The following is a 15,368-nucleotide window of genomic DNA, read 5'->3' on the forward strand; positions in this document are numbered from 1 at the left end:
CGCGCCCAACTGAGCCGGCCTTTTTGCTTTTGAACCTTCACGGCTTTCACCCGCATTGTCCTGATGGGAAATGATGGTGCAGGCCTTGGCCGATGCCGGGGCCATGGCGTTATATCCAGTCCTCGACGGGAGGACTGGATGGCGAGCATGGGATTCGAGCCGGACGTCAAGGTGCGCGTCAGGGAATACCGGATCGGCTGCGTCGGCGCCGGTATGATCATGGCCGAGTGCCACCTGGCCGCCTATGCGCAAGCCGAATTTCCAGTGGTGGCGATCGCGTCGCGGACGAAGGCCAGCGCCGAGAAGGTAGCGAGGCGCTGGGCAATCCCGACCGTGCACGACACGCCGGAGCAGCTGATCGAAGACAACAATGTCGAAATCGTCGATCTTGCCTTTCCTCCCGACCAGCAGCCGGCGTTGATCCGCCACGCGCTGAAGCAGAAGCACATCAAGGCGATCCTGGCGCAGAAGCCGTTGGCGCTGTCGGTCGAGGAAGCTGTCAAACTGCGCGACGAGGCGGCAACTTCAGGCAAGATCCTCTCGGTCAACCAGAACATGCGTTACGACCAGTCGATGCGCGTGCTGAAGCAGATCCTCGATACCGGCGCGCTTGGCGAGATCGTCTTCGCGCAGATCGATATGCACGCGATCCCGCACTGGCAAGCCTTCCTCGCCGATTACGACCGGCTCACACTTGCCAATATGAGCGTGCATCATCTCGACGTGCTGCGCTTCCTGTTCGGTGATCCCCTGGAGATCACCACGTTAACGCGCAAGGATCCGCGCACGACGTTCGAGCATTCCGATGGCATCACGGTGTCGACCTTGCGGTTCCCTTCCGGCGTGCTCGCTGTGTCGCTGGAGGATGTGTGGTCCGGGCCCCGTCAGCAGGGCTATCGAGACGATCAGCACATCAACTGGCGCGTCGACGGCACCAAGGGTGTCGCCAAGGGCACGATCGGCTGGCCGACAGGCGTGGCATCGACCTTGACCTATGCCTCGACCGAGACGACCGGCGGAGAATGGGTCAGTCCGAGCTGGGACACGATGTGGTTCCCGCACGCCTTCATCGGCGTGATGGAGCAGCTTCAATATGCCGTAAAGACCGGCACGCCGCCGGCGCTGTCGGTCGCCGACAACGTCAAGACCATGGCGCTGGTCGAAGCCGGCTATCGCTCGATGGCAAAAGGCCGCACCGTCAGGCTCTCCGAAATCTCGACCGACTGAACATCCGGCCACGGATTAGTATGGCCACTGAATCGCTTACCGGGAGGACTTCACCCCATGATGCAGGCAGGTATCTTTACAGGCTATTTTCCTTACGAGCTGGATGAGGCCGCCAGGCGCATCCGCGGGCTCGGTTTCAACACCGTGCAGCTCGACCTGCATTTCAGGGATATCGACCTGTCGGCGGGACAGATCACCAGGGATAAGGCAAAAAAGGTCCGCGATACATTCCGCGACCACAATCTGCCGGTCTGCTGCATTTCAGGCTACACCAACATCATCCATCCCGACAAAGCCGAGCGCGAAAGGCGCGTCGGCTATCTCAAGGAGATCATCCGCAACGCGCGCGATTTCGGCTCGCCCTATGTGATCTCCGAAACCGGCACCTACAACACCGAATCCGACTGGGTGCATCATCCCAGGAACAAGACCGAAGAGGGTTTCGAGGAATGCCGCAAGGTGATCTCCGACCTTGCCCGGACGGCCTATGACCACGGCGCGGTGTTCCTGCTCGAAACCTATGTCAACAATGTCGTCGGCTCGGTCGAGGAGACGGTGAAAATGTTCGCGCAGGTCGATCACCCCGGGCTCGGCCTGTTGATGGACCCGACCAATTATTTCGAGGCCCACAACATCGATCGCATGGACCAGGTGCTGAACCAGGTGTTCGACACGCTGGCCGAAAAGATCAGGATCGCGCACGCCAAGGACGTCAAGCGCTCGGGCGGCGACAAGTCGGAAAAGCATGCGGACATCGGCGACGAGAACGCCCATGAGGGGCTGACATTCCGTGGCGTCGGCGAGATCGAACTGCCCGCTCCTGGTCTCGGCTCGCTCAACTACGATCTCTATCTCAGACGGCTCAGCGAGAAGCACCCGAACATCCCTGTCATCATCGAGCATCTGACCGAGGACGACGTGCCGCGCGCCAAGACATTTCTGGACGGGAAATTCCGCGCCAACGGCCTTTGAGGCCAGCGGGAGAAGACGATGGCGAAGCGCGACTACAGCCTGGTCGGCGAAAGCACACGGATCGCGATCGAGACCGGCCTGGCCTCGGCCGAGTGGTATCACACCGACGTGCCGCGCAAGGCGATGAAGGAGTTGATGCGGCGCTGCGACGGCCCGGCGATCCGCGACACGGCGATCTGGCTCGCGGCGATCCTGGGCTCGGCCGCCGGGATCGTCTGGTTCTGGGGCTCGGGGTGGGTGGTGCCGTTCCTGTTCGTCTACGGCGTGCTCTACGGCTCGTCCAGCGACTCGCGCTGGCATGAATGCGGCCACGGCACGGCGTTCCGCACGCGCTGGATGAACGACGTGGTTTACCACATCGCCTCCTTCATGCTGATGCGCAATCCCGTGCAATGGCGCTGGAGCCATGCCCGCCACCACACCGACACCATCATCGTCGGCCGCGATGCCGAGATTGCCGTCATGCGTCCGCCGGACCTGTTGAAGGCGGCGCTGGCCTTCACCGGCATTCTCGACTTCCGCTATTCGCTGCCGACGCTTGTGCGCCAGGCTTTCGGCACGCTGTCTGACGACGAGAAGAGCTACATCCCGGAGATGGAACAGCACAAGGCCGTGGTCGCGGCCCGCTGGCATGTCGCCATCTATGTCGCGACGATCGCTCTCGCGATCGGGCTTAGATCATGGGTGCCGCTGGTGCTGATCGGTGTGCCGCGCCTCTACGGCACCTGGCATATGGTGACGACCGGCCTGCTGCAGCATATCGGCCTTGCCGACAATGTCGTCGATCACCGGCTCAACACCCGCACCGTCTACATGAACCCGATCAGCCGGTTCATCTACTGGAACATGAACTACCATGTCGAACACCACATGTTCCCGATGGTGCCCTATCACGCGCTGCCAAGGCTGCACGAACTGATCAAGCACGATTTGCCGGAGCCGAACCCGTCGATGTGGCATGCCTATCGCGAGGTCTGGCCGGTGCTGCTCAGGCAGCTGAGATACGAGGACTATTACCTCAAGCGTGAACTGCCGCCGACGGCCAGACCCTATCGCGGCGAGTTCCATGGGGCCGATATGTCGGCGGCGGCCGAGTAGCGATCGCCAATGTCGTGAGGAGCCCGAGATGGCCAATTGGGTTGAAGCGTGCGCGGTGGACGACGTCGAGGAAGAGGATGTCATTCGCTTCGATCATGGCGGCCGCACCTTCGCGGTCTACCGTTCGCCGGATGACGAGTTCTTCGCCACCGACGGCTATTGCACGCATGAGAAGGCGCATCTGGCCGACGGGCTGGTGATGGACGACATCATCGAATGCCCGAAACACAATGGCCGTTTCAACTACAAGACCGGCCAGGCCAAGGGCGCGCCGGTCTGCGTCAATCTCAAGACCTATCCGGTCAAGGTCGAGGCCGGTAAGGTGATGATCGAGATCGACTGATCGGCCGACATGGCCTCCCCCAACACAATGAAGGAACAAAGTTCGATGAGCCGAAAGAGACCGACCGTCGCCGATCTGCGCGCGATGAAGGGTAAGCGCCAACTGACCATGCTGCGTGTTCTGACCCTGGACGAGGCCGAGGCCGCCGAACGGGCAGGGGTCGACATCGTCTCGGTGCCGCCCGAACTGGTGCTCAACCCGCAATACCGCGATGCAGCCCCCAGCCTGTTCACCATGCCGGGCGAGAATTTCTTCGAGATCGGCACGGCGGATGATTTCGTCCGCTGGGCCTTCCGCCTCTACAAGGCCGGCGCCGACGCGGTCTATTGCAGCGCCGGCTACGCCACCATCAAGCGGATGGCCGACGATGCTATCCCCGTTATCGGCCATGTCGGCCTCATTCCATCGCGCGCGACCTGGACCGGTGGCTTCAAGGCCGTCGGCAAGACCGCCGACGCCGCCATGCAGGTTTTCGAGGCGGTGAAGCAACTGGAGGCGGCCGGCGCCATCGGCGCCGAGATCGAAGTGGTGCCGGTCGAGGTGGCGAAGGCGATCTCGGAGCGTACTCCGCTCATCATGCTGTCGATGGGGGCGGGCACGGGCTGCGACGCGCAATATCTGTTCGCCGAGGATATTCTTGGCCAGAACCGTGGTCACATGCCCCGCCACTCCAAAGTCTATCGCAACTTCGCCGCCGAGTATGACCGGCTGCAAGCGGAGCGGACGGCCGCATTCTCCGAATATGTCGCCGACGTCAACAGCGGCGCCTATCCCGAGGACAGGCACATCGTGCACATGGATCCGGCCGAGCTACGCCTGTTCCTGGACAAGGTCAGCCTGATGTAAGGTCCAATTCCCGCTGGCAAGCGCGGCATGCAGCGCTTCGGCGTCGATGCCGAGCGGCCTGTCCTCCTTCAGCACCGGGACGAGCGCACGGATCCCCGCGTGGACGGCCGATATACGTGGTGCCAGCACCAGCCCTTCACGCAGGTCGACGGCCTGGGCGGCGGCCATCAGTTCGAAGGCGATCAGCCGCCGCCACAGCACGATCATCCCGGCGCATTTCGCAATGGCGAGCGGCGACTGGGTCGCGTGGTCCTCGACACCTTCCGACACAGGGAGAAAGTCGAGCATAACCGGATTGGCCTTGTGGCGGATGGCGGCCAGGATCGATGTCGCCGTCTTCTGCAGCGGCACGAAGCCGGCCGATGCGCCGCCCACCGGCGACAGATATTTGGGCAGGCCGTTGCGGCCAGAACCGGTGAGCTGGATCAGACGTGCGACGCAGGCGGCCGCGCATTGGGCGATCGCAAGGCCGAGCGTCTCGAAGGCGAGCGACAGGGCAGCCGTGTGGAAATTGCCCGTCGACATCACCACGCCGTCGTCGCCGAGCACCAGCGGGTTGTCGGCAGCGGCGTTGAGCTCGATCTCGACGGCCCGCTTTGCCTGACCGATCGCCTCGATCAGTGCGCCATGGATCGACGGCATGCAGCGGATCGATAGCGGGTCCTGCAGGGTTGTCGGCGCCGGCGCCTCGTCGCGGGCGAGAAGATCATGCAGCGCCTTGGCGGCTTCCTGCTGGCCGGCCGCCGGGCGTGCCATGTGCAGGCGCGGATCAAGGATGGTGCGGTTGGCGCCGATGCCTTCCATGGTCAGCGCGCCGGCCTGCTGCTGCTGGACAAGGGCCGACAGCGCATCCGTCACCACGAGCGCGCCACTGCCGGCGGAGACCGCCGAGGCGTTGATCAGCGACAGCCCGTCCTTGGGCGCCAGGCGGATCGGGGCAAGGCGGGCCATCATCAGCGCCTTTGCCGCCGGCATCCGTCGTCCCTGATAATCGGCCTCGCCTTCACCGATCAGCAGGCGGGCAAGCGTGGTCATCAGCACCAGGTCGCCGGCGCCGATGGAACCGAGCGACGGCATCACCGGATGGATACCGGCATTGAGGGCGTCGACCAAAGCGACGAACACGGCAGGCGAAAGGCCGGAGCCGCCGGCCGAAAGCATCGATGCGCGCGCGACCATGGTGGCGCGGACAGTCTCGATCGGCAGCGTTTCGCCGACCGCTCCGCTGCGCCCTTCCAGCAATTGGCGCTGGAAAGCGCTGGCGTCGCCTTCGACCGTCGTGCCGAGATTGGCGCCAAGTCCGGTGTTCAGGCCATAGATATGCTGGCCAGAGGCGGCGGCATGATCGAGCACTTTTCGCGCCTTTTCCAACCTGCCGATGACATCGGGTCCGATTTCCACCTTGCGCGCTTCACGGGCGACCGCGGCGACATCGCCTGTGCCGATGCGGGCTCCGGTGAGGACCAGCGCGCTCATGCGAAGCGCAGCCTCTGGCCGATGCCTTGGGCTTGCGCCTTGGACAGCATCGCCTTTCCGAGCGCAATGTCGGAGAGCGACAGGCCGCGATGCCAGAACAGGATTGTTTCGTCGTCGCTTTCGCGACCCGGCTTTAGACCGGCGGCGATCTGGCCAAGCTCGGCATGCAGCGTCTTTTCGCTGAGCCGCCCGGTCTCGACATGGGCCCGCAGCGAGCCGAACTTGCCGCCCTTGCACTGGCCCCAATCGTCGACGACCATCTTCTGCATGATGTCGGTCAGCGACAGTTCCACCGCGCTCATCGTGCCATAGGGTACCACAAGCGCGCCGGGCTTGATCCATTCGGTCTTGAGTAGCGGCTGCGGCTCCGGCAGACGCGAGGCCTCGACGACGATGTCCGCTCCCTTGACGCAGCCTTCCCAGTCGGCCACCGCCGTTACCGTCTTGCCGAGATCGGCCGACAGTTTGGCGGCAAAGCCGTCGCGGCTTTCCGGGCGGCGCGAATGGACGCGGATCTCGTCGAAGTCGCAGAGATGGTCGAGCAGCCGCACGTTCCAATAGGCAGTGCCGCGCGCGCCGATATGGGCCAGCACCTTGGAATTCCTGCGCGCCAGATGCTTGGCGCCGATGGCGGTGACCGCGCCGGTGCGCATGTCGGTGATGACGGTGGCGTCGAGAATGGCGCGCGGCGTGCCGGTGCGCGGATCCAACAGATTGAGGATGCCGAACTCGGACGGCAGTCCGTGCAGATAGTTGTCGACATAATCGCCGACAATCTTCACGCCCGCCGCATCGAGCGGCGCCACATAGCCGCGCAGCACGTTGAAATGGCCGTGGAAGGACGGGTCGGGCTCCAGGTGGACGCGCGGCTCGATCACCGTCTGGCCTTTGCCCTGCGCCACGAGCCCGGCCTCGACCGCGCCGATGATTTCCGCATCGGTCATGGCAAGGGCGTCGATGTCGAAGGCATTGAGATAGTCGATATAGATGGGCTTCATGCGCGCACTGTTCCTCGGGAGCCCCCACTCCCTCCATAACAGGCAAACAGGCCGCACGAAAGTTTGTTGGATAACCTATGGACTGAGCCAGCCGGATGCTGTTCAAACCGGGTCGTCATGACTGCTCTTTCCGAAGACGAAGCCCCACCTCAACCGACGGCGACAGCAGCAACAAACGCGCGGTGCGTGGCACTGATCGTTGCCATCGCCTTCTTCATGCAACTGCTGGATTCGACGATCATCTCGACGTCGCTGCCGCAGATGGGCGCCTCCTTCGGCGTGCCGGCAGTGGCGATGAGCATCGGCATCACCGTCTACATGCTGACCATGGCGGTGTTCGTGCCGCTATCGGGCTGGCTCGCCGACCGGTTCGGCGCGCGCAACATTTTCCTCGTCGCGATCGCGCTGTTCACGCTGGCCTCGCTCGCCTGCGGCTTCTCCCGGGACCTGACAGAATTCGTCGCCGCACGCGCCGTGCAGGGCCTGGGCAGCGCGCTGATGACGCCGGTCGGGCGCATTCTTGTCTTGCGCAATGCGTCGAAATCCGAACTGCTCAACGCCACCGCGCTGATCACCTGGCCGGCGCTGTTCGCGCCCGTGGTCGGGCCTGTGCTTGGCGGCTTCATCACCACCTATCTGTCCTGGCACTGGAATTTCTTCATCAACATCCCGCTTGGGCTGGTCGGGCTGGGGCTTGTCGCCCGCTTCATCCCCGGCGACCGTGAGGCCGATCCCAAGCCGCTCGATTGGCCGGGGTTTTTCCTGACCTCGCTCGGGCTCGCCTGCCTGCTCTATGGCCTCGAGCGCTTCGCGCATCCCGAGGATGGCATGCTGCCGACGGTGCTGCTGATCGCGGCGGGGATCGTCGTCGGCTGCCTGGCGGTGCGGCATCTCCGGCGCGCCCCGCACCCATTGCTCGACCTGTCCTCGTTCAAGGTGCAGACCTTCGCCATCTCGACGCTGGCCGCCGTCACCATCTTCCGGGTGGCGATCAACGCGACGCCGTTCCTGCTGCCGCTTTTGTTCCAGGTCGGCTTCGGCCTCTCGCCCGTCGATGCCGGCATGATGATCCTGGCCTATTTTCTCGGCAATCTCGGCATGAAGACAGTGACGACGCCGACGCTGCGGCGTTTCGGTTTTCGCTCGGTGATGGTCGTCAACGGCATCACCGCCTCGGCCTCGATCATGGCCTGCGCGGCGATCTCGCCGCAGACACCGCAGGCCCTGGTTGTCGTGCTGATGCTGATCGCCGGTCTGTCGCGTTCGATGCAGTTCACCGCGCTCAACACGCTGGCCTTTGCCGATATCGCCGCGGCGCAGCGCAGTTCGGCGGCGACGCTGTCGTCGATGCTGCAGCAGGTGGCGATGCTGTTCGGCGTCGCCGTGGCGGCGGCGATCCTCAACCTATCCCAGATCGCCAGGGATGGGCCGGCACTCGACCTCGTCGATTTTCGAATCGCCTTTCTGGCGATCGGCGCCATCGGGCTGGTGGCGGCGCTCCGTTTCCTCGTGCTGCCGCAAGGGGCAGGTGCCGAGGTTCCGGCCACGCGGCGAGGAATTGAAATCGAATTTTCCGGTCGACGCGTAGGTGAATTCCGCACCGATCGTTTGCCTTGATGCGATGCTTTCGCGCATCCCGATCTCGTCAACAATTTCTGGCGCGGGCTGGCCAATGATCCGGTGTCGACGGCGAATGATTGCTCCTACTGTGTCCGCTCGCACACGTACTGTGTCTACTCGCACACGGCGGCGGCGCGGGCCATGGGCATGACCGAGGCGCGGCATGGCGAGCTGGTTCGATCATCGGCTGGCCGCCCAGACCAATCATCTGGTTACGGGATGCAGATTCCGGTCGATCCGCAATTCGAAGTGAAGTGAGATGAGGCTTCCCATCTCCCACAAGGGAAAAGGGATCAGCAGCCACGCCGCCAGCCGGCCGATATGCACGGCGAGAACTTTTGTCCCCATGCTGTTAAGGAAGTGACATGTAACGGCACTATGGAAGCCTCACGCGAAGTGGTCGCCTGGGGTTCTCCAGCGTCGGCCCCGCAGTGGAGCCGTCATGAAAATCGTTCAGATCACCGACACCCATTTCAGCCCGACCAAGCCACACTTCAATGGCAATTGGCAGCCGCTGGCGGCCTGGATCGAGCAGAGCGGCGCCGACCTTGTCATCCACACGGGCGACCTCAGTGTCGACGGCGCCGACAGGGACGATGACATCGCCTTCTGCATGGATCTGATGCAGGAAATCGCGAAGCCGATGCTGATCGTGCCCGGCAATCACGATGTTGGCCATCTGCCCGGATCGCTGCAGCCGGTCAATGCCGGGCGGCTCGATCGCTGGCGCCGGCTGGTCGGCCCCGACTACTGGATGGAGGACGCCGGAAGCTGGCGGCTCGTCGGGATCGACAGCCTGCTGATGGGTTTCGACGACGCCGAGGAAGAGGCGCAGTTCGAATGGCTGCGGACCATACTGGAAAGCCGCGGCGGCCGGCGCGTCGCGCTCTTCGCCCACAAGCCGCTCTTTATCGACGAACCGGGTGAGGGCGATACCGGCTACTGGAGCGTCCGCCCGGCACACCGCCAACGCCTTTACGATCTGATCGCCGCTCACGATGTCGCGCTGTTTGCAAGCGGTCACCTGCACCGGGCGTGGCAAGGCAAATACGATAACACGTCACTGGTGTGGGGCCCGTCGGCGGCCTTCGTCGTCGGCGACATGGAACGCGATATGCCGGGCGAGCGGCTGCTCGGCGCCGTCATGCATGATTTCGGCGACACGGTCTCCAGCGAGATCGTCGCTATTCCAGGCATGACCATTCACGTCCTCGACGATGTGGTCGAGGAGGTCTATCCGCACGAGGCGCACAAGGTTCGCAAGAAGGTCGTATCATGAGCGCGCTCTCGCTTCGCGGCCTGAAAAAGTCGTTTGGCGGCAACGCCATCCTGAATGGAATCAGCCTCGATGTGGAACCCGGCGAGTTCATCGCTCTCGTCGGTCCTTCGGGTTGCGGCAAGAGCACCTTGCTGCGTATCCTGGCAGGGCTCGACCATGCCGACAGTGGCGAAATCGTCGTCGGCGGCAAGGACATGTCTCCGGTCGCCGCGGCCGACCGCAACATCGCCATGGTGTTCCAGTCCTACGCGCTCTATCCGCATCTCACCGCCGGCCAGAACATCGCGGTTCCCTTGGCCATGAAGCGGCTGAGCGGGGGCCAGCGCTTGCCGGTGATCGGCTCATTGCTGCCTGGCCAGAAGGATATTCGCGCCGGTATTTCATGCGACGTGCGCGAAATGGCGACTGTCTTGAAGATCGATCATCTGCTCGACCGCAAGCCGGGGCAGATGTCGGGTGGCCAGCGGCAGCGCGTGGCGCTGGCGCGCGCCATGGTGCGGCAGCCCAGCATCTTCCTGATGGACGAGCCGCTTTCCAACCTCGACGCGAATCTGCGCGTCCATGCGCGCGGCGAGATCGTCGAACTGCACCGCCGCGCCGGCGTGCCGACGCTCTATGTGACGCACGACCAGGCCGAGGCACTTTCGATGGCCGACCGTGTGGCGGTGATGATCGGCGGCAATCTGCTGCAGCTGGCCGCGCCCGATGTGATATACAACGATCCCGCCCATATCGAGGTCGCGCGTTTCGTCGGCCAGCCGAGGATCAACATCGTCCAGGCGCAGGCCGAAAGCGGCCGCGTCGGCTTCGAGGGCATCCGGCTGGCCCTGCTGGAGAAGGTGGCGACCGGCCCGGTCAGCCTCGGCATCCGGCCCGAATTCGTGAAGCTGTCACCGAACGGGCGGAGCGGCATTGCCGGGCGGATCGAGCGTCTCGAATTCCTCGGGTCGGAAGTCATTGCCCATTGCCGGCTCGACGCCTCCGGCGAGACCGTCATCGCCAAGCTCGTGCCGCACGAGGCGAGGGAACTGATCGCGGGAATGCCGGTGGGCGTCCTTGTGTCCATCGAACAGGCCATGGTCTTTGGACCGGAGGGAAGGCGCCTGCGCATCGCCGGCACGACGGGCGCGCGGCAGGAGCCGGCCTATGTCTAGCGTTGCGGTGGCGGGCAGGGTCCCGAGTGCCGCCGCGCTTCGGCAGCGCAGCGAAGACCGGACCGCCTGGCTGCTGGCATTGCCGGCCATCGTGCTGTTGCTGTTGTTCGTGCTCTTGCCCGTGGCCGCCGTCATCTTCCTCGGCTTCACCGATTTCGAGCTCGGCTATGGCAAGTTTCGCCTGGTCGGCTTCGAGAATTACGCACATCTGCTGGGCGACCGCACCTTTCGTCGATCGCTGTGGAACACATCGGTCTATACGGCGCTCGTCGCGCCGGTCTCGATCGTGCTTGGCCTGGGCGTCGCGCTGCTGATCGAAGGCGAGGGGCGCGCGCGCGGCTTCTTCCGCACCGTTTACTTCCTGCCCGTCGCCTCCCTGATCGTCGCCATGGCGACTGTCTGGCAATATATCTTCCACCCGACGATCGGGCCGCTCAACGCGCTGCTTTCGCTGGCCGGCATTCCCGGCCCGAACTGGCTCGGCGCGTCGAATACTGTCCTCTACAGCCTGTCGATCATCGGAATCTGGCAGTCGGTCGGCTTCAACATGGTGCTGTTCCTGGCCGGCCTGACGGCGATCCCGCGCGAGCTCTACGCCGCTGCTCACGTCGACGGCGCGAGATCGGCGCTCGACCGGTTCTTCCTGGTCACCTGGCCGATGCTCGGACCGACGACGCTGTTCGTCGTCACCATCAGCATCACCAATGCGGTGAAGGTTTTCGAAACGGTGAAGATGCTGACCGATGGCGGCCCCAACAAGGCCTCCGAAGTGCTGCTCTTCACCATCTATCAGGAAGGGTTCGTCTATCTGCGCGTCGGCTACGCCTCGGCGATGACCGTCGTCTTCCTGGCGATCCTGGTCGTGCTGATGCTTCTGCAATACCGCGTGCTCGACCGGCGGGTGCACTACACATGACAAGCACCGCCATCCCCGCAGGCCGCATCATCCGCTTCGCGCTGCTTTCGCTTGGCGCGCTGATGATCCTCGCGCCCTACATCTTCATGATCTCGACGGCGGGCAAGACGCAGAGCGACATCTTCACGTCGTCGCTGTCGCTCATCCCCCAGCACTTCTATTTCGCCGAGAATTTCGCCAAGGCGCTCAACAAGGTGCCGATGGCAACGCTTTTGTGGAACGGCGTGGTGGTGTGCGGCCTGATCTTCTTCTTCCAGGTCGCGGTCGCGATTCCTTGCGCCTACGCCATGGCCAAGCTGAAGTTCCGGGCCGCGCGGCTGATGATGGTGCTGGTCATGCTCGGCCTGCTGGTGCCGATCCATGCGACGGCGCTGCCGCTTTACGTCGCCTTCGACAGGCTGTCCCTGCTCAACAGCTACATCGCGCTGGTGGCACCGTTCACCATATCGGTGTTCGCGATCTTCATGTTCCTGCAGTTCTTCCGCGCCATGCCCGACGACCTGCTGCACGCGGCACGGCTCGACGGAATGTCCGAACTCGGCATCGTCGCGCGCGTCATCGTGCCCAATGCATGGCCGGCCGTCACCGCATTCGCGATCTTTTCCGTCGTTGCGCACTGGAACGATCTCTACTGGCCGCTGATCGTCGTCAGCAAGCAGGCCTACGCCACGCCGCCGCTCGGCCTGATGTATTTCCGGGCCGCCGAGGCCGGCGACGACTATGGCGCGCTGATGGCCGCCACGCTGATCATCACCCTTCCTCTCGTCGCCGCCTTCCTGCTCGCGCAGAAGCGGTTCGTCGAAGGCATCACCATGACCGGTCTCAAAGGCTGACCGGACCAACAAGGAGCAGAGCAATGAAGCATTTCTCAAGGATCTTTGCCGCAACGGCGCTGTCGCTGGCGGCGGCCCTTCCGGCCTATGCCGAAACGACGCTGACGGTTCACTACCCGATGCCAGGCTTCTTCAAGAACGTGATGGACACGATCTCGAAGAAGTTCATGGAAGAAAATTCCGACATCAAGATCCAGTTCGCCAGCCCGTCGGCGACTTATGAAGAGGGCATCCAGACCATTCTTCGCCAGGCTGGCACCGACGAAATGCCCGACATCACCTTCATCGGCCTCAACCGCCTGCGCATGCTCAACGAGCGCAACGTCGCCGCCGATCTCGGCCCGATGGTCAAGAAGGAAGGCAACATGGCGGAGCTCGGCTTCTCCGACACGATCCTGAAGCTCGCCCAGGTCAACGGCAAGCAGGTTGGCCTCGCCTTCGCCACCTCCAACCCGATCATGTATTACAATGCCAACCTGGTGAAGGCGGCCGGCGGCGATCCGGACAATCCGCCCAAGACCTGGGACGAGGTGATCGCGCTCGGCGGCAAGATCAAGGCGCTCGGCAACGGCGTCGACGGCATCGATTTCCGCTGGCAGGGCGATGACTGGATGTTCTCGGCGCTGCTGTTCGGCGCCGGCGGCAAGATGCTGAACGACGACGGAAGCAAGGTCGCCTTCAACGGGCCGGAAGGCGAGAAGGCGGTGGAGATCCTCGAGCGGATGGTGAAGGAGGGCGGCATGCCGGTCTTCACCAAGCCGGCTGGCGAACAGGCTTTCGCGGCCGGCAAGGTCGGCTTCGAGTTCCAGACCACCGGCGCCCTTGTCAACACGATCAAGAATGTCGGCGACAAGTTCACGTTGCGGACCGCCAAGATTCCGCTGATCGATCCGGTCAATGGCCGTCTGCCGACCGGCGGCAATGCCGTGGTCATCCTGACCAAGGATACGGCCAAGCAGGACGCCGCCTGGAAGTTCGCCAAATTCGCCGCCGGTCCCTATGGCGCCTCGGTCGTCGTGCCGGGCACGGGCTACGTCCCCAACAACGAGCTCGCGGCGAAATCTTCCGACTATCTCGGCGATTTCTACAAGAAGAACCCGCTTTTCCAGGCCGGGCTCAGCCAGATGCCGCTGATGGTTCCGTGGTATGCCTTTCCCGGCACCAACGGTGTCAAGGTGACGCAGACGATCGTCGACAATCTGTCGCGCATCGTCGACCAGTCGGCATCGCCGAAGGACGCGCTCGCCGACGCTGCGGGCGACGTCGAAGGCATGCTGCCAACGCAGTAAGGATTGCGGCTGGCTTTCGCCTTCTCCCCTTTGTGGGAGAAGGCGAGGTCCGGCGCTCACACAGGCTTATAAACTCGCTCCGCCGTGTTCCAGAAGATATCAGCTTGTGTTTCCTTGTCCATGCCGGTCAGCATACCGGCATGGATGAGGATGAAATTGGTTTCGAGATTTTCCCCAACCAATGTCAGCCCGTCCTTCATCTGAGCAGGGAAAAGCTGCAGGTCGAAGGACAGGCCAGACTGAGCGACAGGCACCAGAACGAATAAGGCTTCGACGCGCTCTCAGTCGCTGCGCCTGAAATTGCGGATGCGGTCGAACAGCACCGCCAGCAGGATGGCGCCGCCGATGAAGGTGCCTTGCCAGAAGGCATTGATGCCGAGCAGGCCAAGGCTGTTGCGGATCACCTCGATAAGCGCCGCGCCGACAATGGCGCCGAAGGCTGTGCCGACGCCGCCGGCCAGGTTGGCGCCGCCGATGACGGTGGCGGCGATCACCTGCAGTTCCATGCCGGTGCCGAGATTGGTGGTGACGGCGCCCAGCCACCCGGTCTGGATGATGCCGGCAATGCCGGCCGACAGCGCCGAGATCATATAGACGGCGACCTTGATCTGCTTCACCGGGACGCCGGTCAGCGTCGCCGCATGCTCGTTGCCGCCAATGGCGAAGATATGCCGGCCGAACTTGGTCCAGCGCAGGATGAAGCCGGTGATCAGCGCCAGGAGGATCATATAGAGCACCGGATTGGCGATGCCGAACATCCAGGCGCCGCCGCCCAGCGCCAGGAGCTTGTTGTGGTCCGGGCCGAACTGGAAGACGACCGTGTTGTTGGAGGCGACCATGGCCAGGCTACGGGCAATGGACAGCATGCCGAGCGTGACCACGAAGGGTGGAAAGCCGAGATAGGCGATCAGGAGGCCATTGAAGGCACCGATGGCGAGCGCGGTGGCGATCGAGGCCAGGATGCCGACCTCGATCGAATAGCCGGCGTGCATGGTCACGGCCAGCACCATCGAACACAGGCACAGCACGGACCCGACCGACAGGTCGATGCCGCCGGTGATGATGACGAAGGTCATGCCGAGCGCGACAATGGCGACGAAGGTGATGTTGCGGGTGATGTTGTAGAGGTTCTTCGAGGTGGCGAAGGCGTCGGTGGCGAACGACAGGAAGACGCAGGCCAGGATAACGGCAATGACCACCCAGAAGGTCTGGCTGGAGAACAGACGCGACAGGAAAGTGTGCTGCTTCTGCGCTATCGTCTGGTCAAGGGTGACTGCCATTATCGTTCTTTCCTGCCAGCGCCGATGCGTGCCGGCG

Annotated in this window: 14 protein-coding genes and 2 pseudogenes; 12 read left to right on the forward strand and 4 right to left on the reverse strand. The window is 63.5% G+C overall.

The window, feature by feature from the left end:
* The first annotated feature begins 138 nt into the window (after positions 1-138).
* The 5 genes from FJ938_RS15480 to FJ938_RS15500 are packed head-to-tail and all read left to right on the forward strand — an operon-like array spanning position 139 to position 4,486.
* Positions 139-1,227 carry a Gfo/Idh/MocA family oxidoreductase gene (locus tag FJ938_RS15480; protein ID WP_140695103.1) on the forward strand — a complete coding sequence of 363 codons (1,089 nt, stop codon included), beginning with the start codon at positions 139-141 and terminating at the stop codon, positions 1,225-1,227.
* Between the two features lie 57 nt (positions 1,228-1,284).
* Entirely contained in the window at positions 1,285-2,199 is a 915-nt protein-coding gene (locus FJ938_RS15485) for a sugar phosphate isomerase/epimerase (protein ID WP_140609035.1), read from the forward strand.
* Between the two features lie 18 nt (positions 2,200-2,217).
* Complete coding sequence (locus tag FJ938_RS15490) at positions 2,218-3,297, forward strand: fatty acid desaturase family protein (RefSeq protein WP_140609033.1); 1,080 nt, start codon at positions 2,218-2,220, stop codon at positions 3,295-3,297.
* Positions 3,298-3,325: 28 nt separating this feature from the next.
* On the forward strand, positions 3,326-3,640 hold the full coding sequence (locus FJ938_RS15495; RefSeq protein ID WP_140695105.1) for a MocE family 2Fe-2S type ferredoxin: 315 nt from the start codon (positions 3,326-3,328) through the stop codon (positions 3,638-3,640).
* 45 nt (positions 3,641-3,685) lie between these two features.
* Entirely contained in the window at positions 3,686-4,486 is an 801-nt protein-coding gene (locus tag FJ938_RS15500) for a 3-methyl-2-oxobutanoate hydroxymethyltransferase (RefSeq protein WP_140695108.1), read from the forward strand.
* On the opposite strand, the gene hutH is transcribed toward FJ938_RS15500, so the two are convergent.
* Both hutH and FJ938_RS15510 read right to left on the reverse strand, forming a co-directional pair.
* Entirely contained in the window at positions 4,451-5,962 is a 1,512-nt protein-coding gene (gene hutH / locus FJ938_RS15505; protein WP_140695111.1) for a histidine ammonia-lyase, read from the reverse strand. The two genes, FJ938_RS15500 and hutH, sit on opposite strands and share 36 nt — an antisense overlap.
* The gene (locus FJ938_RS15510) at positions 5,959-6,960 is read right to left on the reverse strand and encodes an ornithine cyclodeaminase family protein (protein ID WP_140695114.1); all 1,002 of its coding nucleotides are present in this window, start codon (positions 6,958-6,960) and stop codon (positions 5,959-5,961) included. The genes hutH and FJ938_RS15510 overlap by 4 nt, the downstream gene beginning before the upstream one ends.
* 117 nt (positions 6,961-7,077) lie before the next feature.
* On the opposite strand from FJ938_RS15510, the gene FJ938_RS15515 reads away from it, so the two are divergent.
* The 7 genes and pseudogenes from FJ938_RS15515 (at position 7,078) to FJ938_RS15545 (ending at position 14,051) form a co-directional block, all read left to right on the forward strand.
* Positions 7,078-8,577: a DHA2 family efflux MFS transporter permease subunit gene (locus tag FJ938_RS15515; RefSeq protein ID WP_246673345.1), complete on the forward strand. Its 1,500-nt coding sequence runs from the start codon at positions 7,078-7,080 to the stop codon at positions 8,575-8,577.
* A 21-nt stretch (positions 8,578-8,598) separates the two neighbouring features.
* A pseudogene (locus FJ938_RS15520) lies at positions 8,599-8,838 on the forward strand (carboxymuconolactone decarboxylase family protein); the annotation flags it as partial.
* Positions 8,839-9,022: 184 nt separating this feature from the next.
* Positions 9,023-9,859, forward strand: a complete 837-nt coding sequence (locus tag FJ938_RS15525) for a metallophosphoesterase (protein WP_140695117.1) — start codon at positions 9,023-9,025, stop codon at positions 9,857-9,859.
* Positions 9,856-11,013: an ABC transporter ATP-binding protein gene (locus tag FJ938_RS15530; RefSeq protein ID WP_140695120.1), complete on the forward strand. Its 1,158-nt coding sequence runs from the start codon at positions 9,856-9,858 to the stop codon at positions 11,011-11,013. The genes FJ938_RS15525 and FJ938_RS15530 overlap by 4 nt, the downstream gene beginning before the upstream one ends.
* A complete protein-coding gene (locus FJ938_RS15535; protein WP_140695123.1) occupies positions 11,006-11,929 on the forward strand; it encodes a sugar ABC transporter permease in 924 nt (307 codons plus the stop codon). Before FJ938_RS15530 ends, FJ938_RS15535 begins: the two co-directional genes overlap by 8 nt.
* Positions 11,926-12,762: a carbohydrate ABC transporter permease gene (locus FJ938_RS15540; RefSeq protein WP_140695126.1), complete on the forward strand. Its 837-nt coding sequence runs from the start codon at positions 11,926-11,928 to the stop codon at positions 12,760-12,762. Before FJ938_RS15535 ends, FJ938_RS15540 begins: the two co-directional genes overlap by 4 nt.
* Positions 12,763-12,785: 23 nt before the next feature.
* On the forward strand, positions 12,786-14,051 hold the full coding sequence (locus FJ938_RS15545; RefSeq protein ID WP_140695128.1) for an ABC transporter substrate-binding protein: 1,266 nt from the start codon (positions 12,786-12,788) through the stop codon (positions 14,049-14,051).
* 107 nt (positions 14,052-14,158) lie between these two features.
* On the opposite strand, the pseudogene FJ938_RS15550 reads toward FJ938_RS15545, so the two are convergent.
* Both FJ938_RS15550 and FJ938_RS15555 read right to left on the reverse strand, forming a co-directional pair.
* Positions 14,159-14,287: pseudogene (locus tag FJ938_RS15550) on the reverse strand (amidohydrolase); the annotation flags it as partial.
* Positions 14,288-14,332: 45 nt separating this feature from the next.
* The gene (locus FJ938_RS15555) at positions 14,333-15,331 is read right to left on the reverse strand and encodes an ABC transporter permease (RefSeq protein WP_140609012.1); all 999 of its coding nucleotides are present in this window, start codon (positions 15,329-15,331) and stop codon (positions 14,333-14,335) included.
* Positions 15,332-15,368: the final 37 nt, after the last annotated feature.

The sequence above is a fragment of the Mesorhizobium sp. B2-4-14 genome, assembly GCF_006442155.1.
Taxonomy (GTDB): domain Bacteria; phylum Pseudomonadota; class Alphaproteobacteria; order Rhizobiales; family Rhizobiaceae; genus Mesorhizobium.

What these genes read in the sequence shown, in the direction of transcription:
- FJ938_RS15490 (WP_140609033.1), top strand. Translation starts at nt 2,218, where the DNA reads ATGGCGAAGCGCGACTACAGCCTGGTCGGCGAAAGCACACGGATCGCG.
- FJ938_RS15525 (WP_140695117.1), top strand. Translation starts at nt 9,023, where the DNA reads ATGAAAATCGTTCAGATCACCGACACCCATTTCAGCCCGACCAAGCCA.
- FJ938_RS15515 (WP_246673345.1), top strand. Translation starts at nt 7,078, where the DNA reads ATGACTGCTCTTTCCGAAGACGAAGCCCCACCTCAACCGACGGCGACA.
- FJ938_RS15540 (WP_140695126.1), top strand. Translation starts at nt 11,926, where the DNA reads ATGACAAGCACCGCCATCCCCGCAGGCCGCATCATCCGCTTCGCGCTG.
- FJ938_RS15530 (WP_140695120.1), top strand. Translation starts at nt 9,856, where the DNA reads ATGAGCGCGCTCTCGCTTCGCGGCCTGAAAAAGTCGTTTGGCGGCAAC.
- FJ938_RS15500 (WP_140695108.1), top strand. Translation starts at nt 3,686, where the DNA reads ATGAGCCGAAAGAGACCGACCGTCGCCGATCTGCGCGCGATGAAGGGT.
- FJ938_RS15480 (WP_140695103.1), top strand. Translation starts at nt 139, where the DNA reads ATGGCGAGCATGGGATTCGAGCCGGACGTCAAGGTGCGCGTCAGGGAA.
- FJ938_RS15545 (WP_140695128.1), top strand. Translation starts at nt 12,786, where the DNA reads ATGAAGCATTTCTCAAGGATCTTTGCCGCAACGGCGCTGTCGCTGGCG.
- FJ938_RS15485 (WP_140609035.1), top strand. Translation starts at nt 1,285, where the DNA reads ATGATGCAGGCAGGTATCTTTACAGGCTATTTTCCTTACGAGCTGGAT.
- FJ938_RS15555 (WP_140609012.1), bottom strand. Translation starts at nt 15,331, where the DNA reads ATGGCAGTCACCCTTGACCAGACGATAGCGCAGAAGCAGCACACTTTC.
- FJ938_RS15535 (WP_140695123.1), top strand. Translation starts at nt 11,006, where the DNA reads ATGTCTAGCGTTGCGGTGGCGGGCAGGGTCCCGAGTGCCGCCGCGCTT.
- FJ938_RS15495 (WP_140695105.1), top strand. Translation starts at nt 3,326, where the DNA reads ATGGCCAATTGGGTTGAAGCGTGCGCGGTGGACGACGTCGAGGAAGAG.
- FJ938_RS15510 (WP_140695114.1), bottom strand. Translation starts at nt 6,960, where the DNA reads ATGAAGCCCATCTATATCGACTATCTCAATGCCTTCGACATCGACGCC.
- hutH (WP_140695111.1), bottom strand. Translation starts at nt 5,962, where the DNA reads ATGAGCGCGCTGGTCCTCACCGGAGCCCGCATCGGCACAGGCGATGTC.